This window comes from Arthrobacter sp. Soc17.1.1.1 (genome assembly GCF_036867195.1).
Classification (GTDB): domain Bacteria; phylum Actinomycetota; class Actinomycetes; order Actinomycetales; family Micrococcaceae; genus Arthrobacter_D.
This window is the reverse complement of sequence record NZ_JBAJII010000001.1, coordinates 1,480,828-1,506,953: the sequence shown is the minus strand read 5'-3', so window position 1 is coordinate 1,506,953 and position 26,126 is coordinate 1,480,828. Positions and strand designations below refer to the sequence as shown.

The window sequence follows — 26,126 nt, the reverse complement described above, 5'->3', positions numbered from 1 at the left end:
CGGAGCGGTCCGCGTCGCGGATCAGTCCGGGCGGATCAGTCCAGGTAGTCGCGCAGGACCTGCGACCGCGAGGGGTGGCGCAGCTTGGACATGGTCTTCGACTCGATCTGGCGGATGCGTTCGCGGGTCACGCCGTAGACCTTGCCGATCTCGTCCAGCGTCTTCGGCTGGCCGTCGGTGAGCCCGAAGCGCATCGCGACGACGCCCGCTTCGCGCTCGGAGAGGGTGTCCAGCACCGAGTGGAGCTGCTCCTGCAGGAGGGTGAAGCTCACGGCGTCGGCCGGGACGACAGCCTCGGAGTCCTCGATCAGGTCGCCGAACTCGGAGTCGCCGTCCTCGCCGAGAGGCGTGTGCAGCGAGATGGGCTCACGGCCGTACTTCTGCACCTCGACGACCTTCTCGGGCGTCATGTCGAGCTCGAGCGCGAGCTCCTCGGGGGTGGGCTCCCGGCCCAGGTCCTGCAGCATCTGCCGCTGGACGCGGGCGAGCTTGTTGATGACCTCGACCATGTGCACGGGGATGCGGATGGTGCGCGCCTGGTCGGCCATGGCGCGGGTAATGGCCTGGCGGATCCACCAGGTGGCGTAGGTGGAGAACTTGAAGCCCTTGGTGTAGTCGAACTTCTCGACGGCGCGGATGAGGCCCAGGTTGCCTTCCTGGATGAGGTCGAGGAAGAGCATGCCGCGCCCGGTGTAGCGCTTGGCGAGGGACACGACGAGGCGGAGGTTCGCCTCGAGAAGGTGGTTCTTGGCCCGCTTGCCGTCGTGGATGACGAACTCGAGCTCGCGCTTGAGCTTCGGATCCATGTCCGGGTCCGCGGCGATCTTCTCCTCGGCGAAGAGTCCGGCCTCGATGCGCAGGGCGAGGTCGACTTCCTGCTCGGCGTTGAGCAGGGCGACCTTGCCGATCTGCTTCAGGTAGTCCTTGACCGGATCGGCGGTGGCACCCGCGGAGACGACCTGCTGGGCGGGGGCGTCGTCGTCGTCGGCGTCCGAGTAGACGAAGCCCGTGGTCGTACCGACCTCGGCGGCCTCGGGCTTGAGGTCCTCGGGATCGGCGTCGACGGCGACGTCGACGGCGGGCTCGGCTGCGTCGAGCGTGTCCACCGAACCCGCGGCGTCGGAGGTCGAGGCCTTCGTGGCCGGGGAAGCAGCCTTGGCGGCAGGCTTCTTGGCCGCCACCCGTCGCTTCGTGGTGGTGGTACCGGCGTCTGGCGACACCGGTGCTGCTGTCTTCTTGACCGGCACAGAAAACCTTTCATACGGCGGTGTGTGGTGCAATCAGAGGGACAACACCACTATGACCCTGTCAAGTCCGCGCTGGTTATCAGAAATGTCCGGCGGGGCCAGGTCCCTAGTGGAACGGTCCCGCCGCCTGAGCTATTCCCCTCGGATCCGCCGGAAGGCGGGACCGCTCGGGGGATGCTGGGAGTTGTCTGATGCACGGACCCAACCGGGTCTCAACCTCCATTGTCTCACGGCTGCCAGCCGCGCCGGAAATCAGGTCGGCGCCGTTCTGCACCGTATCCGGCCCCCGTCACGCGTGCGTGACGGTCACGCTGCGCCCGTGCAGGTCCGCGCGGCGTCGGCGGTCCACGCCGTCGAGCGCCTCCGGGCCCATGCCGGCAGCCCGCCGCGGCGCAGGAGTTCCGAGAGCAGCCGGGCCAGCCGGTAGCCCGGCACCGTCAGCTCGGCCGCCTCGAGGAACACCGCCGCCCGGGAGCCGCGGCCGCGCGCGTACTCGAACCAGGCGGACATCGTCAGGGCCGCTGCCCGTGATTCACCATCGGACACCGCGGCGAGCCGCGCGAGGACCTGCGCCATCGCGTCGACGCGGTGCCAGGTGATCGTGCCCGTGAACCGGCCGGCGAGGACATCCGCGTACAGCAGCGCGGCGGCGTCCACCTCCCGTCCCGGCGACGGGTGCCCCCGCGGGCCGGGCGGCGAGGCCGTCGCGGCGATGGCGGCGATGGCGGCGATGGCGGTGATGGCGGTGCGGATCTCCTCCATGGCCTCCACCGGACCCGCATCCCGGCCTCCGGCCTCATGTGCGTCGGGCAGCACCGGGGGAAGAGCTCCCGCAGGCTCCCCCGCTCCGTCCGGGATCCCGCCCGCATATCGCCCCGACGCGCCGCTGCCGAACAGGCCGCAGGCCGCCGCGCCGTCGAGCGCCCGGGCGGAACCGAGGCAGGCGCTGGCGAGCAGGAAGTCGCGGACCGTCCGCGACTCGATACTCGCCAGCAGGAATCCGGCCACGTCCGGATGGGCGGTGGTCTCGAACCCGTGCGGCAGCAGCAGGACGGCGTCCCAGACGGCGGACGTCGCGGGGAACTGGGACGCGGACGTCCAGCGACCGGAGCAGGCCGCGGCGTAGTGCGCCTGGGCGTCCTCGACGGCCCGCAGCTCCCCCTCGCTCGTCGTGCATCCCGCTGCGACCGCCGGAGCAGCGCGGAGCACTGCCTCGGGCGCCGATGCGTCGAAGGCGCTCCCGCCGAACACCAGCTCCGCGCCGAGGGCACTGGACGCGACGGCATCGAGCGGCTCGCCCGGCCAGGGGCAGCAGTCGTCGTCCCTGCAGAAGTAGTTCCGCCACCCGGCCGCGGAGACGAACCAGCCATCACGGACGGGAAGACCGGCAGCCTCGAGCACGGTGCCGAGGGCGGACACCAGCGCCTCGTGCGGTACCGGCCCGAGGCGCGGCCAGTCCGCGCCGTACACGATCAGGAGCGTCCCGTCCGCGGCGGCGTCGTCGCGCAGGAACGAGAGCACCCCCTCGGCGAATCCGAGCGGATCCGTGACGCTCGCTGGCAGGTCCACCCGGAGCGTGGCTCCCAGCCACCGGCCCGTGGTGGTCAGCACGACGAGGCTCCGGGCAGGCATGAAGCCGAGCGCGTGGGGTACGTAGGACAGGATGTCCGCCGGCGAGGTGACGGCGAAGGACGGGGACCGCCGGTTGCCCGGCACGGGGCTCGAAGAGGAAGGCATGCAGGCCAGCCTGCTCGCCGGGCTGCAGCCTCGCCCGCTGCACCGGCCGTATGTGGACAACCGCAGCGCCGGGCCGCCGGAACCGGAGCACCGCCGCCGCGTCCCTAGCCGCCCTGGCCGCCCCGGCTCCTCCGGTCCGCTCTCGTCTCGTGCCGGCGGCGCCGCTCGCGGGCCAGGGCCTCGCGTAGCGGCGGCACCACGACGCCCTGCTCCGCCATCCGCCGCCGGACCCTCCGCCGCGCGATGAGGACGGCGACGACCCCCGCCGCGAGGACCACGAGTTGCGCGGCCATCGCGAGGCGGAACGATTCGAGCGCGTAGAGCTCGCCCTGCGAGAACCCGCTGCCGAGGAGGAGGTCGAGGACCACGCCGATGACGAACATCGACACCAGGGAGGCCACGAAACCGCCGATGTTCACGATGCCGGTGGCGGTGCCCATGCGGGCTGCGGGGTTGAAGGTGCGGGCGAAGTCGAACGCGATCATCGACCCCGGTCCGCCGACGGCCAGGGCGATCACCAGCAGGACCAGCAGCGGCAGCGGCGCGGGCCCGGGGTAGAGGAGGACGGCGAGCCAGGCGGTCGTGATCAGCCCCGCGATCGCGAGGACCATGGTGGACCGGCGCAGCGGGTGCCGGCCCACGTACCGGCCGAGGAAGGGCCCGCACGCGATGCCCACGGCCACGAAGAGGGTCATGAGGGCCGACGCGGCGCCCTCCCCGATCTTCTCGGCCCGCACCAGGTAGGGGTAGCCCCACATGAGCACGAAGACCGTCCCCGGGAACTGGATGGTGAAGTGCGACCAGAGGCCGAGGCGCGTGCCCGGCTGCTTCCAGGCCTGCGCGAGGGACGTACCGGTCTGCCTCAGCGTCTGGGCGGCACGCCCGCTGCCGGGCACGGGCGAGTCCCTGATGGCGGTCACGGCGAGGACGACGGCGAGCACCGACAGCGCCGCGGCCGCGAGGAACGCGGGCTGCCACCCGTAGGCCGCGAGCAGCGCCACGAACGGGATGACGGAGACCACCTGCCCGAGCTGCCCGATGATCCCGGTCCACTGCGTGAGGACCGGGATGCGCCGGGGCTCGAACCATGCCGGCAGCAACCGCAGGACGCTGATGAACGTCGCCGCGTCGCCCGCGCCCACGAGCAGGCGCCCCACGATGCCGGCCCCCACCGAATCGGCGAAGGCCAGCTGTGCCTGCCCGAGCGCCATCAGGATGCCGCCCGCGACGATCAGGCTCCGCGGCCCCCACCGGTCCACGAGCACGCCCACCGGGACCTGCAGGCCCGCATAGACGAGCAGCTGCACCACGGTGAAGACCGACAGCTGCGAGGCCGAGGCATCGAAGCGGTCCGTCGCCTCGAGCCCTGCCACCCCGAAGGTGGTGCGCTGCGTCACCGCGACGAGGTAGGCCGCCACCCCTGCCGCCCAGACCAGGAGTGCCCTCGAAGAATTCACGTGTCCATTATCGCGTGGCCGGCGTGCCGCCCGTCCTCCGACCATCCTCCGCCCGCCGTTAGGCCGGCTGTGGAAGACGGACGGACGGGCGGGTCAGGATCGGGACGTGCCGTCGTCCCGGGTGTCCGGGGCGTCCGGGGCGTTCTGCCCGGCCGGCTCGGCATGGTCTCCGCCGTGCCCCTCGCCGTGCCCCTCGCCGTGCCCCTCGCCGTGCCCCTCGCCGTGCCCCGAGTAGTCGATGGGAGAGGTGCCGGGGAACTCCGTGTCCCACAGGAGGGTCGACTCCTCCTCGGCCTGCGGGCTCGCGAGATACGCCTCGACGGCGGCACCGAGCTCCTCCGCGCTCGCCAGCTCACTGTTGTCCTTCACGAGCAGCGACCTGCGCTCGGCGCCGTCCGCGTACTCGTCGTAGCGCTTCTCGAGGGATGCGACGACGGACTGCACCTCCGCGGAGTTGCCGACCTGCCGTGCGATCTGGCGCTCGACGTCGCGCCCCGTCTCACGCAGCCGGTCGGTCGGCAGCACCACGCGCGCGGTCGCGCCGAGGTACTCGAGCCCGGCCACCGCGGCGGGCGGGTACTCGGCCTCGGCCAGGTAGTGCGGCACGTGGATGACGTGCCCGACGACGTCGTGCCCGGCTTCGATCAGCCGCAGCTCCAGGACGTGGCCGATCGACGCCTGCAGCTCCGCGGTGGGGCGCCACGCGTTCATGCCGTCGATGATGTCCGACCGGTTGCCGTGCAACGTCACGCCGATCGGGCGCGTGTGCGGCACGGGCATCGGGATGGCGTGGACCCACGAGGTCATCGTCACCTCCAGCTCCTCCACGAGCCCGACGACGGCGCTCGCGAACCGCTCCCACTGCAGGTCGGGCTCCACGCCGGTGAGGAACAGGAACGGCTCCCCCAGCCCGTCGTACAGGCGGTGCAGCTCCAGGCGGTGCGGCTGGTAGTCCGTCAGGTGGTCCTCGGCGAACGTGATCTTCGGGCGCCGGCCGCGGTAGTCCATGAGCTGGTCGGCGTCGAACTCGGCCACGAGATCGTGGTCGAGGATCTCGAGCAGCTCCTCGCTGACCTGCGAGACGACGTGACCGGCGTCCATGAAGCCCGTGAGGCTCACGAGCAGGGGGAGGCCACGGCTCGCGGGGTCCTCGAAGACCTCGGCGTCGATGTTGTACAGGGTGCGTGGATCCAGCATGGCTCTCTCCTGACGGTTGGGTCCTGCTGTTCTCAACACCGCCGGCGCCGGCTTCATTCCGGAACAAGAATGCACCGGGCGCACGGACTACGATCGTCAGGACGGTTCCCGGACCACCAGATCCCGGGGACCACGAGCAATGCATCTGGACCACCCAGCCGGACACGAGGAGACAGATTCCGTGATCAAGACGACCGAACTACACCTGACCGCTTCCGCCGCGGAGCTCAGGAAGATCCCCAGCGACGCCCTCGTGATCGCGGTGGCCAAGGGGACGGACGGGCCGGTCCTGCTCGAGAGCCCGCTGCCGGCGAAGGCGGCACGCGCGCTGGGCGACAGCCTCCAGGTCCTCGGTATCACCGGTGCCGCCGACGAGGTGCGCCGACTGCCCGGCCTCCCCGAGACCGGCGCCGATTCGCTCGTGCTGTCCGGCGTCGGCCCCGCCACGCCCGGAGAGGCGCTCGCCCCGGAGACGCTGCGCCGCGCCGCGGGTGCCGCCGTCCGCCAGCTGACCGGCCTCGACACGGTCGTCCTGGCCCTGCCCGCGGGGACCGTGGACGCCGCGACCGCCGTCGCCGAGGGCGCCGCGTTCGGCGCGTACAGCTACGAGGGCCACAAGTCCGGCCTGAAGCCGGACGGCACCGTCGCCCCCGCCAAGGACAAGGACGCGGTCCGGAACGTCGTCGTGCACACGAGCGTGGCCGACGACGCCGACCTCGCCCCGGCGCTGCGGCGCTCGGTGATCCTCGGCAAGAACGTCAACGCCACGCGTTCGCTCGTGAACCAGCCGCCGAGCCACCTCTACCCCGAGACGTTCGCGCAGGCCGCCAAGGACCTCTCGCGCGGGCTCCCGGTGAAGATCACCGTGATGGACGAGAAGCGCCTCGAGCGCGACGGCTACGGGGGCATCCTCGGCGTCGGCAAGGGATCCTCCCGCCCGCCGCGCATGGTCAAGGTCGAGTACTCCCCCGCGAAGTCCGCCGTGCACCTCGCCCTCGTGGGCAAGGGCATCACGTTCGACTCCGGCGGGCTCTCGCTCAAGCCCGCCGCCGGCATGCAGACCATGAAGCTCGACATGGCCGGTGCCGCCGTCGTCCTGACCACACTCCTCGCCGTCGCCGAACTCGGCCTCCCCGCGAAGGTCACCGCGTGGCTCTGCCTCGCCGAGAACATGCCGTCGGGATCCGCACAGCGCCCGGAGGACGTGCTGTCGATCTACGGCGGCCGCACCGTGGAGGTCCTCAACACGGACGCCGAGGGCCGCCTCGTCATGGCCGACGGCCTCGCCGCCGCGAGCGAGGAGTCGCCCGACGCGATCATCGACATCGCGACGCTCACGGGCGCGCAGATGATCGCCCTCGGCACGCGGGTGTCGGGCGTCATGGGCGACGACGGCGTGCGCGACGCCGTGAAGGCCGCCGCCGACCGCGCCGGCGAGCAGTTCTGGCCCATGCCGCTGCCGGAGGAGCTGCGCCCGAGCCTCGAGTCGCAGGTCGCGGACATCGCCAACATCGGCGAGCGGAACGGCGGCATGATGACCGCCGCCGTGTTCCTCCGCGAGTTCGTGGGCCAGGTCGACGGCGAGAAGATCCCGTGGGCGCACCTCGACATCGCCGGACCCGCGTTCAACGAGGGTGCGCCCTACGGCTACACCCCGAAGGCCGGGACCGGCGTCGGCGTGCGCACGCTGCTCGCCTACGTCGAGGACGTCCTCGCCCGCGCCGTCTGACCCGATCGGGGGCACCGTGCCCGGCACGGTGCCCCCGCTCCCCCCGTCGCGTCCCCGTCCACGGCCGTCGGGGACAGCCGACAGCAGGCACGTGACACTGCGCACATCCCGGACACTATGGCGTACACGACATGGTGTTCGGGTGGATGGCGGCCCCCTGTGGGGATAGGGTGAAAAACGAGAGCACAAGCATCTGAGGGCCGCACCGCGACCGCATCAGCAACCGATCCATCCATCGACGCGCCCTGCGCGTCGACAGACCACGCGAGGGAGCGTTCAAGTGGCCGAAGCGGCAACTGCGCAAGAATTCGACATCCTGGTACTCGGTGGAGGCAGCGGCGGGTACGCTGCGGCCCTCCGCGCGGTACAGCTGGGCTTCACGGTGGGACTCATCGAGAAGGGCAAGCTGGGCGGCACCTGCCTCCACAACGGCTGCATCCCCACCAAGGCCCTCCTGCACTCGGCGGAGATCGCCGACGGCGCCCGGGACTCCGAGAAGTACGGCGTGAAGGCCAGCTTCGAGTCCATCGACATGGCCGCCGTCAACGCCTACAAGGACGGCATCATCGCCGGCAAGTACCGCGGACTGCAGGGCCTCATCAAGTCCAAGGGCATCACCGTCATCGAGGGCGCCGGCCGGCTCGCCTCGCAGAACACCATCGACGTCGACGGCACCGTCTACACGGGCAAGCACATCGTCCTCGCCACCGGGTCCTTCTCCCGCAGCCTCCCCGGCCTGGAGATTGGCGGCAAGGTCATCACCTCCGACCAGGCCCTGACGATGGACTTCGTCCCCAAGACGGCGGTCATCCTCGGCGGCGGCGTCATCGGCTGCGAGTTCGCCTCCGTGTGGAAGTCCTTCGGCGTGGACGTCACCATCATCGAGGCCCTCCCCTCGCTCGTCCCCAACGAGGACGCCTCGATCGTGAAGAACTTCGAGCGGGCGTTCAAGAAGCGCGGCATCAAGTTCAACACCGGCACGCGCTTCAAGGCCGTCCAGCAGAACGACGACGGCGTCGTGGTCACGCTCGAGGACGGGAAGACCTTCGAGGCGGACCTCATGCTCGTCGCCGTCGGCCGCGGGCCCGTGACGCAGAACCTCGGCTACGAGGAGGCGGGCCTCACCATGGACCGCGGCTTCGTCATCACGAACGAGCGCCTCCACACCGGTGTCGGCACCATCTACGCGATCGGCGACATCGTCCCCGGCCTGCAGCTCGCCCACCGCGGCTTCCAGCAGGGCATCTTCGTGGCGGAGGAGATCGCCGGGCTCAAGCCCGTCGTCGTCGCCGACATCAACATCCCCAAGGTCACCTACAGCGATCCCGAGATCGCCTCCGTCGGGTACACCGAGAAGGCCGCCCGTGAGAAGTTCGGCGACGACCGCGTCGAGACCCACGAGTACAACCTCGCCGGCAACGGCAAGAGCTCCATCATCGGCACGGGCGGCATCGTCAAGCTCGTCCGCGAGAAGGACGGGCCCATCGTCGGCGTCCACATGCTCGGCAGCCGGATGGGCGAGCAGATCGGCGAGGCGCAGCTCATCGTCAACTGGGAGGCGTACCCCGAGGACGTCGCCCCGCTCATCCACGCACACCCGACCCAGAACGAGGCCCTCGGCGAGGCCCACCTCGCCCTCGCCGGCAAGCCGCTGCACGGCTGAGGCCGGGGTCCGGGTGTCATCGAAGGGCCTGGTCCATGCCATGAGGGCGTGGACTAAGCTCGGGAGCAGGAAATCAAAGCACGTCCAGCTGAGCGGGCCAGGCTCGTCGACCAGCTGCCAAGGAATGATCTACGAAGGAGAAACGGGCGCATTATGTCTGAATCCGTGAACTTGCCCGCTCTCGGTGAAAGCGTCACCGAAGGCACTGTCACCCGCTGGCTGAAGGCCGTCGGTGACCGCGTCGAGGTCGACGAGCCCCTGCTCGAGGTCTCCACCGACAAGGTCGACACCGAGATCCCCTCGCCCATCGCCGGGGTCATCGAGGAGATCCTGGTGGCCGAGGACGAGACCGCCGAGGTCGGCGCCCCACTCGTGCGGATCGGCGACGGTTCCGGCGGCGGCTCGGACGACAGCGACTCCGGCACCGCGGCTCCCGCCGCGGAGGAGACAGCTCCCGAGCCCGAGCAGCCCGCCTCCGAGGAAGCGCCCCAGGCGGACGCCGCCCCCGCAGCGAGCGAGACCTCCGACGATTCCGGCGAGTCCGGCGAGGGCACCGAGGTCACCCTCCCCGCCCTGGGCGAGAGCGTGACCGAGGGTACCGTCACGCGCTGGCTGAAGGCCGTGGGCGACGACGTCGAGGTCGACGAGCCCCTGCTCGAGGTCTCCACCGACAAGGTCGACACCGAGATCCCCTCCCCCGTGGCGGGCAAGCTGCAGGAGATCCGGGTGAACGAGGACGAGACCGCCGAGGTCGGCGCCGTCCTCGCCGTGATCGGATCCGGGGCGGCCGCCCCCAAGAAGGTCGAAGCCGCCTCCGGCGAGCCCCTCGTGGCCGCGCCCGCCGAGGAACGCAACGACGCCCCGACCGAGAAGCCCGGCGCCGACAAGGAGGCCGGCCGCGCCTCGGGCACGTCCGAGACCGACGACGACGCCAGCGGTGCCCCCGAGCCCGCCGAGACCGCCGAGCAGAAGCCTGCGGCGCAGGAGAAGCCCGCAGTCCAGGAGTCGGCACCGCAGGAATCCGCGGGTTCGGACACCTCGTACGTGACGCCGCTCGTGCGCCGCCTGGCGAACCAGAACGACGTCGACCTCTCGACCGTCAAGGGCACCGGGGTCGGCGGACGCATCCGGAAGCAGGACGTCCTCGAGGCCGCCGAGGCCCGTAAGGCGGAGCAGGCAGCGCCGGCAGCCGCACCGCAGGCGGCCCCCTCGGCCCCTGCACCGGCAGCGCCGGCAGCTGCGCAGAGGCCCGCCGCTCCCGCGGTCGAGCCCTCGAAGCTGCGCGGCACGGTCGAGAAGGCCCCGCGTATCCGCCAGACCATCGCGAAGCGCATGCGCGAGTCGCTCGAGGTCTCCGCGCAGCTCACGCAGGTCATCGAGGTGGACATGACCCGCATCGCGAAGCTGCGGGCCGCCTCGAAGGACTCCTTCCAGGCGCAGAACGGCGCGAAGCTCACCTTCCTCCCCTTCATCTCGAAGGCCGTCACCGAGGCGCTGAAGCAGCACCCGAAGCTGAACGCGTCCTTCGACGAGGAGAAGAAGGAGGTCACGTACCACGACGCCGAGCACCTCGCCATCGCGGTCGACACCGAGAAGGGGCTTCTGGTCCCCGTGATCAAGGACGCCGGCACGCTGAATCTCGGCGGCCTCGCGAAGAAGATCGCGGACGTGGGTGCGCGCACCCGTAACGGCCAGATCGGCCCTGACGAGCTCTCGGGCGGTACGTTCACGATCACGAACATCGGATCCGCCGGAGCACTCTTCGACACCCCGATCATCAACCAGCCCCAGGTCGGCATCCTCGGCACGGGCATCATCGTCAAGCGCCCCGTGGTGATCACGGGCGTCGACGGCGACGACACCATCGCCATCCGGTCGATGATGTACCTCAGCCTGACCTACGACCACCGCCTCGTGGACGGCGCCGACGCGGGCCGCTTCCTGCAGACGCTCAAGGCGCGGCTTGAGGGCGGCGCGTTCGAGGCGGACCTCGGCCTGTAGGACCGGTACCGCACCCCGTACCGCACCGCATCACCAGGAGCCGCGCCCCATGACGGGGCGCGGCTCCTGTGCGTCCGGGACATCGGATCCCGCCCCGCGCCGGCGTCGGTGCGCAACCCCCTCGGGGCCCGATGGAACTCGGCGGTGGCCCTCCCTAGGATGGGGACAGCGGGTGCGATCGCCGCGTCCGTCAGACAGCAAGGAGAACCATGGCTACCGTTCGTACAGCCCACACCGTCTGGAGTGGGGACCTTCCCTCCGGCTCGGGCCAGGTGTCGCTCGATTCGTCCGGTCTCGGCACCTACGACGTCACCTGGAAGGCGCGCGCCGAGCAGTCGGGCGGCAAGACGAGCCCCGAGGAGCTGATCGCGGCCGCCCATTCGGCATGCTTCTCCATGGCCTTCAGCCACGCCCTCGGCGAGGAGGGCAAGACGCCCGAGCGCGTGGAGACTAAGGCCGAGGTCGACTTCCAGCCGGGCACGGGCATCACCGCCATCCGGCTCACGCTCGACGCGACGGTCCCGGACCTGTCCGAGGAGGACTTCCAGCGCGTCGCGCAGGCCGCCAAGGAGGGCTGCCCCGTCTCGCAGGCCCTCGCGGCCGTCAAGGACATCTCACTGACGGCGACGCTCAATAGCTGAGCCGACCCGGCCGGGACAGGCTGGCGAGGACGGAAGGCCCCGGACATCGTCCGGGGCCTTCCGTCGCATCAGGCTCGTCAGGCTCGCCCGGGTCGCCCGGCCGACGGGCCCCCAGAGCCGGATCCGTGCCGAGGGGCACTGGGCCGATGGGCCGGGTGCGACCCGGCTCAGTCCCGGAGCTCCTGCGGCCGGGGCGGCAGCGGCGCGGGCCGGCGGGACGGGTAGCCCTCCTTCGCGGGCGGCACGTCCGCGGGGAAGTCGGCGAGCATCTCCCGCAGGACCGCCACTCCCCGCTCGAGCTGCGGGTCCTCGCCGGCGCGGTAGGCGTGCGGCGGGAACGGCACCTCGATGTCCGGGTCCACCCCGTGGTTCTCGATGCCCCAGCCGACGCCGCCCGTCACGTGAAAGCCATACCTCGGCTGGTTGACGCCGGTGCCGTCCGCGAGCGTGAACCGCCCGTCGATCCCCACGACCCCGCCCCACGTCCTGGTGCCGACGACCGGCCCGATCCCCCGCAGCTTCGCGACCTGCGTGATGATGTCGCCGTCGGACCCGGCGAACTCGTCGGTGAGGACGACGACCGGTCCGCGGGGGGCGTGTGCCGGGTAGGTGCCGGGCGCCTCGCCGCGCGGCATGGACCACGCCGTGACACGCCGGCCGATGAGCTCGGCCACGAGCTGCGAGGTGTGACCGCCCCGGTTGCGGCGGACGTCGACCACGAGGGCGTCCCGCGCGGTCTCACGGTCGAGGTCGCGGTGCAGCTGCCCCCAGCCGTGGGCGACCATGTCGGGGATGTGGAGATAGCCGAACCGGCCGTCCGAGGCCTGCTGGACGGCTGCCCTGTTCGCCGCCACCCAATTCTGGTAGCGCAGGCGCTCCTCGCTGCGGAGCGGGACCACGGCGACGCGGCGGCGGGACCCCTCGGGTCCGTCGGCGGTGTCGCTCCCTGAGCGGACCGTGAGCTCGACCGCGATGCCTGCCGCCCCCGTCAGGAGGACGGCCGGGCCGAAGGCGGCCGGCACCGGGATCCCGTCGACCGCCTCGATGACGTCGCCGGCCCGCACCCCGACGCCCGGGGCGCTGAGGGGGGAGACCGCCTGCGGGTCGGAGGACTCCGTGTCGAAGACCCGGGTGACGCGCCAGCCGTCGTCCGCAGGCGCGAGGTCGGCACCGAGGAAGCCCTGGCGGCCGCCCGGCTCGGTGGTGAGCGCGGGTGCCACGTACGCGTGGGACGTGCCGAGTTCACCGTGCAGCTCCCACAGCAGGTCGGCGAGGTCGTCGTGCGAGCCGAGCCGGTCGACGATCGGCAGGTACCGCTCCCTCACGCCGTCCCAGTCCACGCCCGCCATGTCCTCGGTCCAGAAGAAGTCGCGCTGCAGCCGCCAGGCCTCCTCGAACGCCTGCCGCCACACGCTGACCGGGTCGAGGGTCACCCGGATGCGCTCGAGAGCCACCTCCGTGCGCTTCGGGGAGTCGGCGTCGGTCCTGCCGTCGGTGGGGATCGCCGTGACCTTCCCGCCGGCCCTCACCACCGCCGTCGCGCCGTCTCCACTGACCTCGTAGGCGTCGAGTTCCGTCGCGAGGACCTCCACGGTCCTGCGGGCGACATCGAAGCGCTCCAGGCGCCGGGGCGGTGCCTCGGCGGAGGACGACGCGCGGCCGTCCCCCGTGACGCCCCCGATCTCCCCGGCGCTCCAGAGCAGGCCGCCGTCCACCGTGCGCAGGTGGTCGTAGGTGCCCTGGGCGACCGGCAACGCGATCGTGCGGGCCATCAGGAGGGCAGGATCGACGACGACGGCCGCGGGTGCTCCTGCGTCCGGGGCGCCCTCCGCCGTGTCCCGCGGTGCTTCCCCGGTTCGGGTGCCTGCCGCGCTGGGCCCGAAGGGTGACGGTGTGGCGGCGGCGAGCGCCACGAGGTAGGGCTTGGTCGAGGCCGGGAAACTGAGGTCGAAGCGGTGGGTGTCGTAGACGGGGTCGAAGCTGCGGTCCGAGAGGAACGCGAGGTACCTGCCGTCACGGGTGAACGCCGGCGACCAGTCGCGGAACCGCCCGTCGGTCACGGCGTGGATCTCGGCGGAGTCCCCCGCCGTGACGTCGACGAGGCGGATGCGGCTGCGCGTCCCCTCCTGCGCCACGGGCTCGGCCCAGGCCAGCCAGGCGGAGTCGTGCGAGAAGGTGACGGAGTCGATCGGCCCGTGGTCCGTGGACGCGATCCGCCGGCGCTCGCCACCGGCGAGGGTCACGAGCTCCAGGGCACCTGTCTCCGATGCCACCGCGACCCGCGTCCCGTCCGGGCTGACGGCCAGCGCCGAGGCGCGGAAGCGGCCCTCGAACCCGATGCGCTGCAGGTCCGCGACGGTCCCGGATGCCTGGGCCTGGAGCACCGCGGCCTCCCCGTCCGCCTCCGGGCCGCCCTGCGACCCGGGCGGCACCGCGGGCCCGCCCGCCACCTCGGGTCCGGTCGATACTCCAAGTCCGGTCGGTACTCCGTGTCCGCTGCCCTGCCGGGGTTCGCCGTCCCGCTCCGCTGCGTCCGCCCGTCCTCCGCCGGGGACGTCGGCGAAGACGTCCCGGACGTACAGGGCCTCCTCGCCGTCCAGGTCCGCGATGTACGCCGCGCGGGAGCCGTCCACGGGGCGGCCGAGCCGCGCCCGCACGCCGGGCGCGGCCTCGACGATGCGCGACGGTCCGTCACGGTGGGTCAGCCAGTGGAGGGTCCCGTGCGTCTCGACGATGGACGCGGAACCGTCGGCGGTCGGCACGGCGGCGGCGAGGTGCCGGCCCACCGGGAGGGGCAACGGCCGGCGGGCGGTCGACGCGGAACCGAGTGTGATGTCCAGCCGCACGGCCTCCTCGTCGAGCGACGGCAGGTGCCAGAGGCTGCCCGCCGACTCGTAGACGATCGCGGTGCCGTCGGTGCTCGCATGGCGGACGTAGTAGTCGTCGTGGTCCGTGTGCCTGCGCAGGTCGCCGCCGCGGCGGTCGACGGAGTAGAGGTTGCCGTGGCCCTCGTGGTCGGAGAGGAAGGCCACCCGGTCGGCGATCCACATCGGATCGCTCAGGTTGCCGTCGAGTTCGGGCAGGAACCTCCGGAAGTCCCCGCTCCCGTCGGCGTCCAGCCAGAACTTGCCGGCGGTCCCGCCGCGATAGCGCTTCCACCACGCCGGCTCCCGGGTGAGGACGCTGCCGATGACCAGCGGCCTGGTACCACCGACGGCAGGGCCCTCGGCGATCGTGTCCACGGGACCGTAGGGAAGAACGGCCTGCGACGATCCGTCGAGCGGTACGCGGTAGGCCCATGCCAGTCTCGCGTCCTCGTGCCGGAAGGCGCTCGTGGCCAGCACCTCGCCGGCCGCGGTGAAGCCCTTCACGCGCGTGCTCTGGTGGCCCCAGTACGTGAGCCTGCGGAAGTTGCCGCCCTCGACGTCGGCCGCCACCACCTCGGGCGCCCCTCCCTGGATCACGGTCCATGCGAGGGTCGACCCGTCGGGCGAGAAACGGGGGCTCCTCGCGGCGAGCTGCAGCGCGGAGATGCGCCATGCGCGTCCTCCGCCGAGCGGGGCCACCCAGACGTCGTTCTCGGCGACGAAGGCGATGCGATCGCCGTGGAGGTGCGGGAAGCGGAGATAATCGGAGCGCATCCGTCGATCTTAGCCACGGCACCACTGCCGGCGCGGTGCGCGCCGCACCAGTGCCGGCGGGGCTGCGCCGTCGCCCGTCGTCGCCCGGGACGGGGGACGGCGTATCTCCTCGCGCGAGGCGGGTCCGTCGTCCTGCCTGCGACGCACCGTCCGGTACCCTTCGCGGGTCGCAAGTGGTTCGATGGTTCCATGCGCATCCTCCTCGCCGGCGCGTCCGGGACCATCGGTACAGCCCTCACCCGCCACCTCGAGCAGGACCACGAGGTCAGGCGGCTCGTCCGCAGGGCACCGAAAGGCCCCCAGCAGGTCCGCTGGAATCCCTCGGCCGGCGAGCTCGACGTCGCCGCCGTCGACTGGGCGGACGCCGTCATCAACCTCTCGGGGGCGGGCATCGCGGGCGGTCTCTGGACCAGGAGCTACAAGGAGACGCTCTACGCGTCCCGCATCATGCCGACCAGGACACTCGTCGAGGCGATGCGCCGGGCATCGGACCCGCCGGCCGTCTTCATCAGCCAGTCGGCGTCCGGCTACTACGGGGACCGCGGGGACGAGCTGCTGACCGAGGGGTCGTCCTCCGGTGACACCCTCATGGCGGACATCTGCCGGCGCTGGGAAGCAGAAGCGCTGCGCGCGCCCGAGGGCGTCCGGGTGGTGCTGACGCGGACCGGCATCGTGATGGCGAAGGAGGGCGGGGCCCTGCCCAACCTGCTGATCCCCATCCGTCTCTTCGCCGGGACGGCCCTCGGCTCCGGGCGCCAGTGGTGGCCGTGGATCAGCCTGAACGACGAGGTACGCGCCCTCGAGTTCCTCCTCACCGCGCCCCTGTCCGGTCCGGTCAACGTCAGCGCCCCGGCGCCGGCCACCCTGGACACGATCACGCTGCAGCTCGGCCGGGTCTTCCACCGACCGGTCTGGTTCCGCGTCCCCGGTGCCGTCCTCACCGCCGTGATCGGGCAGCTCGGCCAGGAGCTCCTCCTCACGAGTGCCCGCATGGAACCGCGCGCCCTGACGCGCGCCGGCTTCGTCTTCGACGAGCCGACGCCCGAGGCGCTCGCCGACTGGGTGCACCGTACGGTCACGCAGCACGCCAGCGCCTGACCGACAGCGCCACCCCCGTCATTGCGCCGTAGGCCCGTCGCCGGGCCGTCGCCGGACCGCCACCGGTCGGTACGGGGTGCTGCCGCCAGGAGCCTCCTGCGCACCTCCTTCGTCGTGCCCGCGCGGTCACCCGGTCGGTGACAGGACGGAGTGGATCCGCCAGCCGGGCTCCGTCCGCCAGAGGACGAAGAGGAGTTCCTGCTGCCCGGCGGCCGTGAGCGGGAGGGATCCGGTGTCCGACGGCGGTGATCCCACCGCCGTCTCCCTGTACGAGGAGAGGGCCGCCGCCGCCCGGACGACGGCCACCTCGGCGTCGCCGGGTGGCGCAGCCACTGCCGGGAGGTATCCGACCCCCGGGAGGCTCGCGAGATCGGCGCCGGTCAGCGCCACGGCATCCCGGATGCCGATCGAGAGGTCCCGGAGCACCCTGCCCGTGTCGGCGAGCGCTGCCACGGCGTCGAGATCCGCGCGCATCGCCGGTGACCCCTCGGCGTCCACTTCCGCGAGGACCGCGGGATCGGCCGTCGCGAACGCCGTCGCGCGGCGAGCGGCGAGTCCGCCCAGTGCAGTCACAGGGTCGGCCACCCAATCCTCGGTCGGCAGGGCATCAACCGGCGGCGTTTCAACCGGCGGGACATCAACCGACGGCGTTTCAACGGGCGGGACGATAACGGGCGGCGTCTCAACCGGCGGGACATCAACGGGCGGGCCATCGACCGGCGGGACACCCGCACCGGGTGCCCTGTCCGGCACCGGGTCCGGCACCCCGCCCGGCATCGGCTCCTCCGCTCCCCTGCCGTCGCCCTGCCGCGCGGGCACGGAACTGCCGGACAGCGCCCGCGACGCACCCGTCGCGTCGAGGGTGAGCACGATCCCCGCGACGAGGAGCACGACGGCCACCAGCCCGGCGATCACCGCGAGCACGCCGCGCGTCCGCCGTCCGTCCAGAACCGCCCTCCGCGCCCGTCCACCGCGACGGGCAGTGCGGCGGCCGGAGCGGGGACCCGACTGCTTACCCGGCTGCGGACCGGGCGGGACCTCGCGGCCCGGGGACCTGCCGGGCCGCACAGGGGACGGGACACCGGCGGGTCGCGTCTCCGGGAAGGCCACCCGGCGGGTCACCCGGTACCACCGCGAAGCGCTTGCACCCGGGAGGTCGGCACGGCGCGTGAGCAGCTCGGGCAGGACAGTGGCGTGGACCGCGGACACCAGATCCACCGGCGCGGGCACGGCGCTCGCCAGCAGCGTGCGCGCGAACTGGTCGGCGGTCGGCCGACGGTCCCGGTCGGCGTCGAGCCCGTCCTCGATGAGCTGCACGAGGTGGGGTGGCACCTCCGGCACGATGACCGCGAGCGGCGGCCTCGTCTCCGTAGGACCGGGGACACGCCCGGTCAGCGCGAACCAGGCCACGGCGGCCAGGGCGAACACGTCCGCTCCCGGGTCGAAGGAGCGCCGCCCTACCGGATCGAGGAAACCCGGTGTACCCGCGACGGCACCCGACGCCGATCCGAGGACCCTCCCGGTCCCCAGGTCGCCGAGCAGCGGCTTCCCCTCCTCGGTGAAGAGGATGTTGGCGGGCGTCACGTCGCCGTGCAGCGCACCCGCGCCGTGCAGGGAGTCGAGCACCTGGGCCACGGGCACGAGCGCCGTCACGATCTCCCGGATGGGCAGCGGACCGCGGCTCGTCACGAGGCCCAGCAGGGACCCTCCCTTGGCGAGATCCATCAGCAGCCCCGGCCCGCGGTCCGTGTCGACGATCCGGTGCACCCGGAGCAGGTGCTCGTGCGCGAACCGCCGCAGGAGGCGGAGCTCCTGCTCCACGCCTCCCGCACCGCCACTCGACGTCACCGCTCGCTGCGGCGCCTCCGCCGCGGACCGGCCCTCACCGGGACGTGCGGGAACGGGACGGGACTCCGGCACCCCGGGTACCGCTGCAGGGCCGCCCGGTGGCGATGCAGGGCCGCCGGGAGCGGCGGCCCGCCGTCCGTGCCGCCGCCCGTCCGGCACCGGTCCGGGGCCCACATCGTCCGCGGGCCGCCGTGCCCTCGCCACCTTCAGCGCGAAAGGCCGACCGGCGTCGTCGGTCACGAGCCAGACGGTGGAGGAGCCACCGCGCCCCAGGAGCCTCCCGACGCGCAGCCCCGCGACGGAAGGCCGGTCCGCGGCCTCCGCAGGATCCTCGGGCAGCGGCGCGGGCCCGGGCGCGGACCCTCCTGCGACCGCGGGCATGGCCCGCTCCCCGGCATGGCCTGATCGCGGAACCTCACTCATGCATCAGTTCTAGGTCACGCGGATGGCGGCTCCGCCGTTATCCACACCCCCGATCGGTGGTCGACGGAGATCTGCTTGCGCTACTCGAACAGGTGTTCTAATTTTAAGATCCCAGATCCCCCCGGAACAGGTGTGCCATGACCATCGATCCATCGAGCACGGCCGGCGGCTGGCGGCCGCTGGACGAACCGGTCACCGTGACGTTCGGCGCCGCCACGAGCGGGCCGCAGCCCCTCGCCCTGCGCTGGCGGGGATCGCTCTGGCGGGTCGTCGGGGAGAGCCTGCACTGGTCCACCTGGCGCGCCCTTCCCGTCGAACCCCGCCACCCCGAGGACCACCCGCCGAGCCGCGGGCTCAGAGCCGATTTCTGGAGATTCCAGGCCCAGTCCAACCCCGTCTCGCCCATCCTGCACTTCGAGGTGCGCAGGGCCGGGAGCGGCTGGCGGCTGGTGAGACTCGGCGCGACCTTCGATCTGCCGGCCCCCGACGCCGCGGACAGGAACTCCCCGGGAGTCGTCGCAGGATGTGCAGGCGCCGTCCCGGCAGGAGGTGTCGGCGGACAGGACTAGGCTTGCCCCATGACTCTTGTGCTGTCGCGCGTCGGCCTCGCTCCGGACTTCGTCGAGTACACGCAGGGCTGGGAGATGCAGAAGTCCCTGCACGAGCAGGTGGTCCTCGGTTCCGCGCCCAGCACCGTGCTCCTCCTCGAACACACCGCCGTCTACACGGCGGGCAAACGCACCGAGGACCACGAACGGCCCTTCGACGGGACCCCCGTCGTGCCCGTGGACCGCGGAGGGAAGCTGACCTGGCACGGGCCGGGACAGCTGGTGGGCTATCCGATCCTCGCCCTCCGCGATCCTGCGCGCGTCGCCGAGTACGTCCACACCCTCGAGGAGATCATCATCGTCGCGCTGCGCCGCTTCGACATCGACGGCATCCGGATCGACGGCCGGTCCGGCGTATGGCTCGCCGCGGACGGCGTCCGGCCCGCCCGGAAGATCGCGGCGATCGGCATCCGGGTGAAGGACCGCGTCACGATGCATGGTTTCGCGGTCAACTGCAGCAACGACCTGGCCCCGTTCCGGCAGATCGTGCCGTGCGGCATCAGCGACGCCGGCGTGACCTCCATCTCCGCCGAGTGCGGACGGACGGTGACGCCGGATGAGCTCGTGTCGCTGATCGAGGCGGGACTGCGCGAGAATGAGGCAGTGCTCGTGGGCGGCGTCGGGACCGACGCGCCCCGGGCAGGTACCGACGCCGGCCAGACCGGCCCGGCCCAGCACACCCCGTCAGAAGGAGCCTTACTGTGAGCCTTGCACCCGAGGGTCGCCGCCTGCTGCGCATCGAGGCGCGCAATGCCGAGACACCGGTGGAGCGCAAGCCGGACTGGATCAAGGCGAAGGTCAACATCGGCCCCGAGTTCGTGGCCATGAAGAACCTCGTCAAGAAGGAGGGGCTGCACACCGTCTGCGAGGAAGCGGGCTGCCCCAACATCTTCGAGTGCTGGGAGGACCGCGAAGCGACCTTCCTCATCGGCGGCTCCGAGTGCACGAGGCGCTGCGACTTCTGCCAGATCGACACCGGCAAGCCGCAGCCGCTGGACAGGAGCGAGCCCTTCAAGGTGGCCCAGTCCGTCCGGTCCATGAACCTGCGCTACGCGACCGTCACCGGTGTCGCCCGGGACGATCTCCCCGACGAGGGCGTCTGGCTGTACGCGGAGACCATCCGCCAGATCCACAGCATGAACCCGGGCACCGGCGTGGAGATCCTCATCCCCGACTTCTCCGGGCGCCCGGAGCACATCGCGGCGATCTGCGACGCCGCCCCGGAGGTCTTCGCGCACAACGTCGAGACGGTGCCGCGCATCTTCAAGCGCATCCGCCCCGCGTTCCGCTACGACCGCTCGCTCGACGTGATCACGCAGGGCCGCGACCTCGGGATGGTCACGAAGTCCAACCTGATCCTCGGGATGGGCGAGACGCGCGAGGAGATCTCGGAGGCCCTGCGGGACCTGTACGCGGCAGGGTGCGACCTCATCACGATCACGCAGTACCTCCGGCCGAGCGAGCGCCACCTCCCCGTGGACCGCTGGGTGAAGCCCGGCGAGTTCGTCGAGCTCAGCGAGGAGGCGGAGGAGATCGGCTTCCTCGGCGTCATGAGCGGCCCCCTCGTGCGCTCCTCCTACCGTGCCGGCCGCCTCTGGGCCCGCGCCATGCGGAAGAAGGGCCTCGAGCTCCCGTCGGAGCTCGCGCACCTCGACGACTCCGGATCGGCCTCCCAGGAGGCATCCTCCCTCCTCGCGGGCTGAGCCAGGGCAGGTGGCAGGCGGACGACGGCAGGGCGCGCCGTCGTCCGTCCGGACCGGAGGGCGTGCTTCAGCTATCCCGTAGAATCGAAGCACTATGTCGCACACGATCGATCCTTCAGGTCCCCCGCCCAGACGCCGGCTTTTCTCGCGCAAGCCGAAAGCAGGGAAGGGGCCGAAGAAGCCCGGCCGGATGAAGCAGATCGCCGAGGTCTTCCAGATGACCCGGCGCAACGATCCGAGCGCCGTCTGGTTCATGCTGCTGGCGTTCATCGGCATCATCGCCCTGGGCCTGCTGATCGGTCTGCTGATCGACAACGTCATCACCCTGATGATCATCGCGATCCCGCTCGCGTTCCTCGCGGCGATCTTCATCCTGTCCCGGAGGGCGGAACGCGCTGCGTTCTCCCAGATCGAGGGTAAGCCGGGCGCCGCCGGCGCTGCGCTCAGCGTGCTGCGCCGCGGCTGGATCCTGCAGGAGCAGCCCGTGGCCGTGAACCCGCGCACGCAGGACGCGCTGTTCAGGGTCATCGGTCGGCCCGGCGTCATCCTCGTCTCCGAGGGACCGTCGTCGCGCGTGAAGCAGCTGATCGACGGGGAGAGGCGCAAGATGGCGCGCATCATCCCGAACGTCCCCGTCCACGTCATCGAGACGGGCCGTGACGACCGCCAGGTCCCGCTCGCCAAGGTGCCGAAGGCCGTGCAGAAGCTCAAGAAGACGCTGACGAAGCAGGAGGTCCAGGCCGTCGACAAGCGTCTGAGCGCGCTCGGCACCAAGCTCCCGATCCCGAAGGGCGTCGATCCCTTCAAGGCCCGCCCGGACCGTAAGGCCATGCGCGGACGCTGAGCCCGCGGAGCCGAGCCGCCATCCGCCTGCACCATCTCGGATGGCCCTCTCCCGCCCGGACGTACGACGAGCCCCTCCCATGTCGGGAGGGGCTCGTTCCGTGTCCGGGTGCGTGCGCCTAGATGCGGAAGAGGCCCGTGCCGCGCGCCCGGTCGTGGAGGCCGCGCTGATCGGCGTCGATGACGAGCGGGGGGATGACGAGGCACAGGAGGACGCTGCGGATGAGGGCCGTGAGGAACCCGGCCGGCCGGCCGTCGAGCGTCTGCACCTGCATCCGCAGGAACCGGTGCCCGATGCTGTACCCGAAGAACCCCACGAACAACACCTGTTCCACGAGGAAGATCGACAGGGTCGCGAAGCCGTCGTAGCCGAAGAAGGCAGCGGAGATCAGGGAGCAGATGAGCCAGTCGATGAGGAGCGCGCCCGCCCGGGGCCCGAACCTCGCCAGGGATCCCGGCCCCGCGGCGGGCCGACCGAGCCGCTGGCCGGGCCAGTCCTGGCCGCCCGACGGCGGCGGGCCTTCCATCCACGAGCCCACGTCATTCCTGTTCACCACCCCTCCAGCGTACCGGCAGGGACGGGCGCGCATTATGCCTCCGCCCGCCGGGACGCGCTAGGGTGGAGAGAGCAGTCCTTCTCACGTAACGTCCCCGAAACAAAGGCGACACCAGCGAGAAACTGCCCGCTCCTACAGTGGGGACGAGTCGGCGGCAGCGTTCCACCTGTCAGAGCTCGAGACCACCGTGCGGAGCAGGGATACGCGCTGGCGCCGGGTCTTTCACCAGCCATGCGATAGGAGCATGATTCGATGTTCAAGAATGCGGACGAGGTCCTCACATTCATTGCCGACGAAGACATCCGGTTCGTCGATGTCCGGTTCACCGATCTTCCGGGGGTGCAGCAGCACTTCAACGTCCCTGCGAAGTCGGTCGACGCGGACTTCTTCGTGCACGGCCAGCTCTTCGACGGGTCCTCGATCCGAGGCTTCCAGGGCATCGCGGAATCCGACATGCAGCTCATCCCGGACGTGACGACGGCGTTCATCGACCCGTTCCGTACCGAGAAGACCCTCGCGCTGAACTTCTCGATCGTCAACCCGCGCACGGGCGACCCCTACCACCGCGACCCCCGCAGCGTCGCCGAACGGGCCGAGGCCTACCTGTCCTCGACCGGCATCGCCGACACCGCGTTCTTCGCGCCCGAGGCCGAGTTCTTCATCTTCGACAACGTGCAGTACGAGTCCTCCCCGCAGGGCAGCTTCTACAAGGTCGACTCCATCGAGGCCCCCTGGAACAGTGGCCGCGAGGAAGTGGGCGGCAACCTGGGCAACAAGACGCCCTTCAAGGGCGGCTACTTCCCGGTCTCCCCCGTGGACAAGCAGGCCGACCTCCGCGACGCCATCTGCGTGGAGCTGGACAAGGCCGGCCTCGAGGTCGAGCGGTCGCACCACGAGGTCGGCGGCGCCGGCCAGGCCGAGATCAACTACAAGTTCACGACGATGACGCACGCCGCGGACGACCTGCAGAAGTTCAAGTACATCGTGAAGAACGTCTCCGACGCCTGGGGCAAGACGGCCACCTTCATGCCGAAGCCCGTGTTCGGTGAGAACGGGTCCGGCATGCACTGCCACCAGTCGCTGTGGGCCGGCGGTCAGCCGCTGTTCTACGACGAGCGCGGCTACGCGGGACTGTCGGACACCGCCCGCTGGTACATCGGCGGCCTGCTCAAGCACGCCTCGGCGGTCCTCGCCTTCACCAACCCGACCGTGAACTCCTACCGCCGCCTGGTCAAGGGCTTCGAGGCGCCGGTCAACATGGTGTACTCGCAGGGCAACCGCTCCGCCGGCATCCGCATCCCCATCACGGGCTCGAACCCGAAGGCCAAGCGCATCGAGTTCCGCGCACCGGACCCGTCGTCGAACCCGTACCTCGCGTTCGCCGCGCAGCTCATGGCGGGCCTCGACGGCATCCGCAACCGCATCGAGCCCGCCGAGCCCATCGACAAGGACCTCTACGAGCTGCCCGCCGAGGAGGCCAAGGACATCCAGAAGGCTCCGGGCTCCCTCGAGGAGGCGCTCCAGGCCCTCGAGGCGGACAACGAGTTCCTGCAGGCCGGTGACGTGTTCACCCAGGACCTGATCGACACGTGGATCGAGTACAAGCGCGAGATGGAGATCAAGCCGCTCTCGCTGCGCCCGAACCCGTACGAGTTCGAGCTGTACTACGGCGTCTAGCTAGATCACGGGCTAATAGCGGGCTTAGTCCGCAGACAGTCCGCGGGATCACTTGTTTACTGAGCGAGAAGGCCCCTTCCGGCTGTGGAAGGGGCCTTCTCAGTTCCATCAGTTAGGGGGCTTGTGAACCGCTACACTTCTTCAACAGACAGCCGTCTTCAGGTCTCGCGGAGGCACGTACTGAATCCGCACAATCGCATGGGGGTAAGTTGAGCGCGCAGTTACTCGGTTCGCATACTCGCGGCCGCGCAACTACAACTTTGGTCGCGCCAATTCAGACTTCTGATGCAGGAAGCCGGCCGTTCCTAGCTTTGGCCGAGGATGACAACACCTATTGGGTCAAGCCGCTGGGCAACCCTCATGGACTCACCTCGCTTATCGCGGAGCAGGTTGTCGCACACATCGGCTTCCTGATCGGGGCGCCCGTGCGCCCCGTGACTCTAGTGGATATACCGCAGACCATGGACGGCTGGCCCTACGGTGAAGGCCTACGGGTACGGCCTGGAGTTGCTCACGCGAGTCTTCACCTGGAATCCCACCCCCTTGAGCGCGACGTCCTCGAGTACGTCAAACGTGACCACAACGCCGAGCGACAACCCCGCTTCATTGCGCTCTGGGAGTGGTGCGCAGGCGAAGACGAGCAGTGGCTCTACGACCTTGGAGCAGACCACGAGGTCTGGTCCTTTGACCACGGCTACTGGCTAGGAGGCGGCGGGCTGTGGACACCAAGCGATCTGCAGCGCCAGGTAGGTCTTGCCAACTCGTGGACTGGACCAGTACGCGGCATGTCAGCTCCCGCCTTCGTCGAGGTCGCGAGTCGAATCCGCGATCTTCGAGTAGACGACATCGCCGCGGCGGTGGCCAGCGTACCCATAGAATGGGGTGTCTCGGAGGAAGACTTAGGCCACATCGTGGAATGGCTCGATGCTCGGCGGCCTGCTCTCTTCGACAGGCTAATGAGACATGCGTTCAATGTTTAGCGACGCACGGAAGGGGACAAGATAGTGACCGGCTACCAGTACTGGCTTATCCGCTATGTCCCCAACGCTGTTCGCGGTGAGTTTGTGAACATAGGCGTACTCGTCGGGATGGACGGAAAAGACTGGGCCCTTCGCACCGTCGACTCATTTACCAGGGCGAGCCGGCTCGGCGGAGATGCACGTCAAGCACGGCACTGGTTGGAAGAGCTGCGGCTTGCCGTTAGCCATGCCAATGGTGAGGGCGACCTGAATCGAATCTCGCCCTTGCTAGAACGCAGTAGATCTAGGTCCTTCACTGAGATGTCCATGAATTCAGGGATTGTTGCCCATATGGCGGCCCGCCTCAACAACAGCGTGCAGATCTCGGAGGCTCGACCAGTACATACTTTGGATGCCGCGTCCGCTGCTGACCGGCTTTATCGATTGCTCGTTCGTGAGAACCCGACGACGACGCGAACACAGGCACGGACACGACTTCTTAAGCGAATCGGTGATGAGTTTGCTCAGATCCCTGAACTCGATCGTGACATTGTGCAGCGGAACCCGCGAATTCAGATTGGCATGCAAGTGAAGCGCTTTGATTTAGCGCTAGGTGAAGATCGCGTGCGTCAAATGACTCAGGTCGTTTCCTTCACCCGCAAGGACTTAGAAAACGTCAATCAAGAAGTGTCAGCTTGGAGCCATGTCGTTAATCGGCTGAGAGGAAGAGGGGGTCAGCTTGAGATGGGCAAATCGGGGCGCTTCCTCCGTATTGATCAAAATGTTCCCATCCGAGTAGTTCACGACGAACCTCAGACAAACGATCAAAAGATGCAGCTTGACATCGCACGCGAGTCTTGGCGCGAGCTTGGCGTGCAGGACTTCACGTCCGCGGACATTCACCGGTTCGCGCTTGAGGCACGGAGCCTCGTCGCTTGATGCACTTGAACTGACAGCGCTGTCCTGCTCGAACGCTTTCAAGTCGCCTCTTAAGGCGCTTGCGACGGCGTGTCTCGACGAATCGTCCTTGTCAGGCCAGATGTGCCTGTATGTGTTTAAAGTTGTCTTGGCCGACGAGTGACGGAGCCGTGTCTGAA

Annotated in this window: 18 protein-coding genes and 1 pseudogene; 12 read left to right on the top strand and 7 right to left on the bottom strand. The window is 70.3% G+C overall.

What is annotated here, in order from left to right:
• Positions 1-35 precede the first annotated feature (35 nt).
• The 4 genes and pseudogenes from V6S67_RS06750 to V6S67_RS06735 form a co-directional block, all read right to left on the bottom strand.
• Positions 36-1,220, bottom strand: a complete 1,185-nt coding sequence (locus V6S67_RS06750) for an RNA polymerase sigma factor (protein WP_442884860.1) — start codon at positions 1,218-1,220, stop codon at positions 36-38.
• A gap of 333 nt (positions 1,221-1,553) precedes the next feature.
• Positions 1,554-2,984, bottom strand: a complete 1,431-nt coding sequence (locus tag V6S67_RS06745) for a DUF4192 family protein (protein WP_334209504.1) — start codon at positions 2,982-2,984, stop codon at positions 1,554-1,556.
• Positions 2,985-3,088: 104 nt separating this feature from the next.
• A complete protein-coding gene (locus V6S67_RS06740) occupies positions 3,089-4,441 on the bottom strand; it encodes an MFS transporter (RefSeq protein WP_334209503.1) in 1,353 nt (450 codons plus the stop codon).
• A gap of 303 nt (positions 4,442-4,744) precedes the next feature.
• Positions 4,745-5,695, bottom strand: a pseudogene (locus V6S67_RS06735) (proteasome assembly chaperone family protein); the annotation flags it as partial.
• 124 nt (positions 5,696-5,819) lie between these two features.
• Between V6S67_RS06735 and V6S67_RS06730 the strand changes: the two are divergent.
• From V6S67_RS06730 to V6S67_RS06715, 4 genes are all read left to right on the top strand, one after another.
• A complete protein-coding gene (locus tag V6S67_RS06730; RefSeq protein ID WP_334209502.1) occupies positions 5,820-7,367 on the top strand; it encodes a leucyl aminopeptidase in 1,548 nt (515 codons plus the stop codon).
• Between the two features lie 280 nt (positions 7,368-7,647).
• Positions 7,648-9,030 (top strand): dihydrolipoyl dehydrogenase, encoded by a 1,383-nt coding sequence (lpdA, locus tag V6S67_RS06725; protein ID WP_334209501.1) that lies wholly within the window; start codon positions 7,648-7,650, stop codon positions 9,028-9,030.
• Between the two features lie 153 nt (positions 9,031-9,183).
• Positions 9,184-11,031 carry a 2-oxoglutarate dehydrogenase, E2 component, dihydrolipoamide succinyltransferase gene (sucB, locus tag V6S67_RS06720; protein ID WP_334209500.1) on the top strand — a complete coding sequence of 616 codons (1,848 nt, stop codon included), beginning with the start codon at positions 9,184-9,186 and terminating at the stop codon, positions 11,029-11,031.
• A gap of 209 nt (positions 11,032-11,240) precedes the next feature.
• Positions 11,241-11,672, top strand: a complete 432-nt coding sequence (locus V6S67_RS06715; RefSeq protein WP_334209499.1) for an OsmC family protein — start codon at positions 11,241-11,243, stop codon at positions 11,670-11,672.
• 167 nt (positions 11,673-11,839) lie between these two features.
• Here the strand turns inward: V6S67_RS06715 and V6S67_RS06710 are convergent, their stop codons facing one another.
• The gene (locus V6S67_RS06710) at positions 11,840-15,313 is read right to left on the bottom strand and encodes a S41 family peptidase (RefSeq protein ID WP_334209498.1); all 3,474 of its coding nucleotides are present in this window, start codon (positions 15,311-15,313) and stop codon (positions 11,840-11,842) included.
• A 189-nt stretch (positions 15,314-15,502) separates the two neighbouring features.
• Between V6S67_RS06710 and V6S67_RS06705 the strand changes: the two genes are divergently transcribed.
• Entirely contained in the window at positions 15,503-16,411 is a 909-nt protein-coding gene (locus V6S67_RS06705) for a TIGR01777 family oxidoreductase (protein ID WP_334209497.1), read from the top strand.
• Positions 16,412-16,537: 126 nt separating this feature from the next.
• Here the strand turns inward: V6S67_RS06705 and V6S67_RS06700 are convergent, their stop codons facing one another.
• Positions 16,538-18,682 carry a protein kinase domain-containing protein gene (locus tag V6S67_RS06700; protein ID WP_334209496.1) on the bottom strand — a complete coding sequence of 715 codons (2,145 nt, stop codon included), beginning with the start codon at positions 18,680-18,682 and terminating at the stop codon, positions 16,538-16,540.
• 137 nt (positions 18,683-18,819) lie between these two features.
• Here V6S67_RS06700 and V6S67_RS06695 point away from each other — a divergent pair, with 137 nt between their 5' ends.
• From V6S67_RS06695 to V6S67_RS06680, 4 genes are all read left to right on the top strand, one after another.
• Positions 18,820-19,251, top strand: a complete 432-nt coding sequence (locus V6S67_RS06695) for a hypothetical protein (protein WP_334209495.1) — start codon at positions 18,820-18,822, stop codon at positions 19,249-19,251.
• A 9-nt stretch (positions 19,252-19,260) separates the two neighbouring features.
• A complete protein-coding gene (gene lipB, locus V6S67_RS06690) occupies positions 19,261-19,995 on the top strand; it encodes a lipoyl(octanoyl) transferase LipB (protein ID WP_334209494.1) in 735 nt (244 codons plus the stop codon).
• The gene (gene lipA / locus V6S67_RS06685; RefSeq protein ID WP_334209493.1) at positions 19,992-20,993 is read left to right on the top strand and encodes a lipoyl synthase; all 1,002 of its coding nucleotides are present in this window, start codon (positions 19,992-19,994) and stop codon (positions 20,991-20,993) included. The genes lipB and lipA overlap by 4 nt, the downstream gene beginning before the upstream one ends.
• Before the next feature lie 94 nt (positions 20,994-21,087).
• On the top strand, positions 21,088-21,837 hold the full coding sequence (locus V6S67_RS06680) for a DUF4191 domain-containing protein (protein ID WP_334209492.1): 750 nt from the start codon (positions 21,088-21,090) through the stop codon (positions 21,835-21,837).
• A gap of 118 nt (positions 21,838-21,955) precedes the next feature.
• On the opposite strand, the gene V6S67_RS06675 is transcribed toward V6S67_RS06680, so the two are convergent.
• Positions 21,956-22,393 carry an RDD family protein gene (locus V6S67_RS06675; protein WP_334209491.1) on the bottom strand — a complete coding sequence of 146 codons (438 nt, stop codon included), beginning with the start codon at positions 22,391-22,393 and terminating at the stop codon, positions 21,956-21,958.
• A 252-nt stretch (positions 22,394-22,645) separates the two neighbouring features.
• On the opposite strand from V6S67_RS06675, the gene glnA reads away from it, so the two are divergent.
• The 3 genes from glnA to V6S67_RS06660 all read left to right on the top strand — a co-directional run bounded on the left by glnA (position 22,646) and on the right by V6S67_RS06660 (position 25,968).
• On the top strand, positions 22,646-24,070 hold the full coding sequence (glnA, locus tag V6S67_RS06670) for a type I glutamate--ammonia ligase (RefSeq protein ID WP_334209490.1): 1,425 nt from the start codon (positions 22,646-22,648) through the stop codon (positions 24,068-24,070).
• Between the two features lie 209 nt (positions 24,071-24,279).
• Entirely contained in the window at positions 24,280-25,050 is a 771-nt protein-coding gene (locus V6S67_RS06665) for a HipA family kinase (protein WP_334209489.1), read from the top strand.
• Between the two features lie 24 nt (positions 25,051-25,074).
• A complete protein-coding gene (locus tag V6S67_RS06660) occupies positions 25,075-25,968 on the top strand; it encodes a DUF3037 domain-containing protein (RefSeq protein ID WP_334209488.1) in 894 nt (297 codons plus the stop codon).
• Positions 25,969-26,126 lie beyond the last annotated feature (158 nt).

What these genes read in the sequence shown, in the direction of transcription:
- glnA (WP_334209490.1), top strand. Translation starts at nt 22,646, where the DNA reads ATGTTCAAGAATGCGGACGAGGTCCTCACATTCATTGCCGACGAAGAC.
- V6S67_RS06715 (WP_334209499.1), top strand. Translation starts at nt 11,241, where the DNA reads ATGGCTACCGTTCGTACAGCCCACACCGTCTGGAGTGGGGACCTTCCC.
- V6S67_RS06700 (WP_334209496.1), bottom strand. Translation starts at nt 18,682, where the DNA reads ATGAGTGAGGTTCCGCGATCAGGCCATGCCGGGGAGCGGGCCATGCCC.
- sucB (WP_334209500.1), top strand. Translation starts at nt 9,184, where the DNA reads ATGTCTGAATCCGTGAACTTGCCCGCTCTCGGTGAAAGCGTCACCGAA.
- V6S67_RS06710 (WP_334209498.1), bottom strand. Translation starts at nt 15,313, where the DNA reads ATGCGCTCCGATTATCTCCGCTTCCCGCACCTCCACGGCGATCGCATC.
- V6S67_RS06705 (WP_334209497.1), top strand. Translation starts at nt 15,503, where the DNA reads ATGCGCATCCTCCTCGCCGGCGCGTCCGGGACCATCGGTACAGCCCTC.
- V6S67_RS06745 (WP_334209504.1), bottom strand. Translation starts at nt 2,984, where the DNA reads ATGCCTTCCTCTTCGAGCCCCGTGCCGGGCAACCGGCGGTCCCCGTCC.
- V6S67_RS06680 (WP_334209492.1), top strand. Translation starts at nt 21,088, where the DNA reads ATGTCGCACACGATCGATCCTTCAGGTCCCCCGCCCAGACGCCGGCTT.
- lipB (WP_334209494.1), top strand. Translation starts at nt 19,261, where the DNA reads ATGACTCTTGTGCTGTCGCGCGTCGGCCTCGCTCCGGACTTCGTCGAG.
- V6S67_RS06695 (WP_334209495.1), top strand. Translation starts at nt 18,820, where the DNA reads ATGACCATCGATCCATCGAGCACGGCCGGCGGCTGGCGGCCGCTGGAC.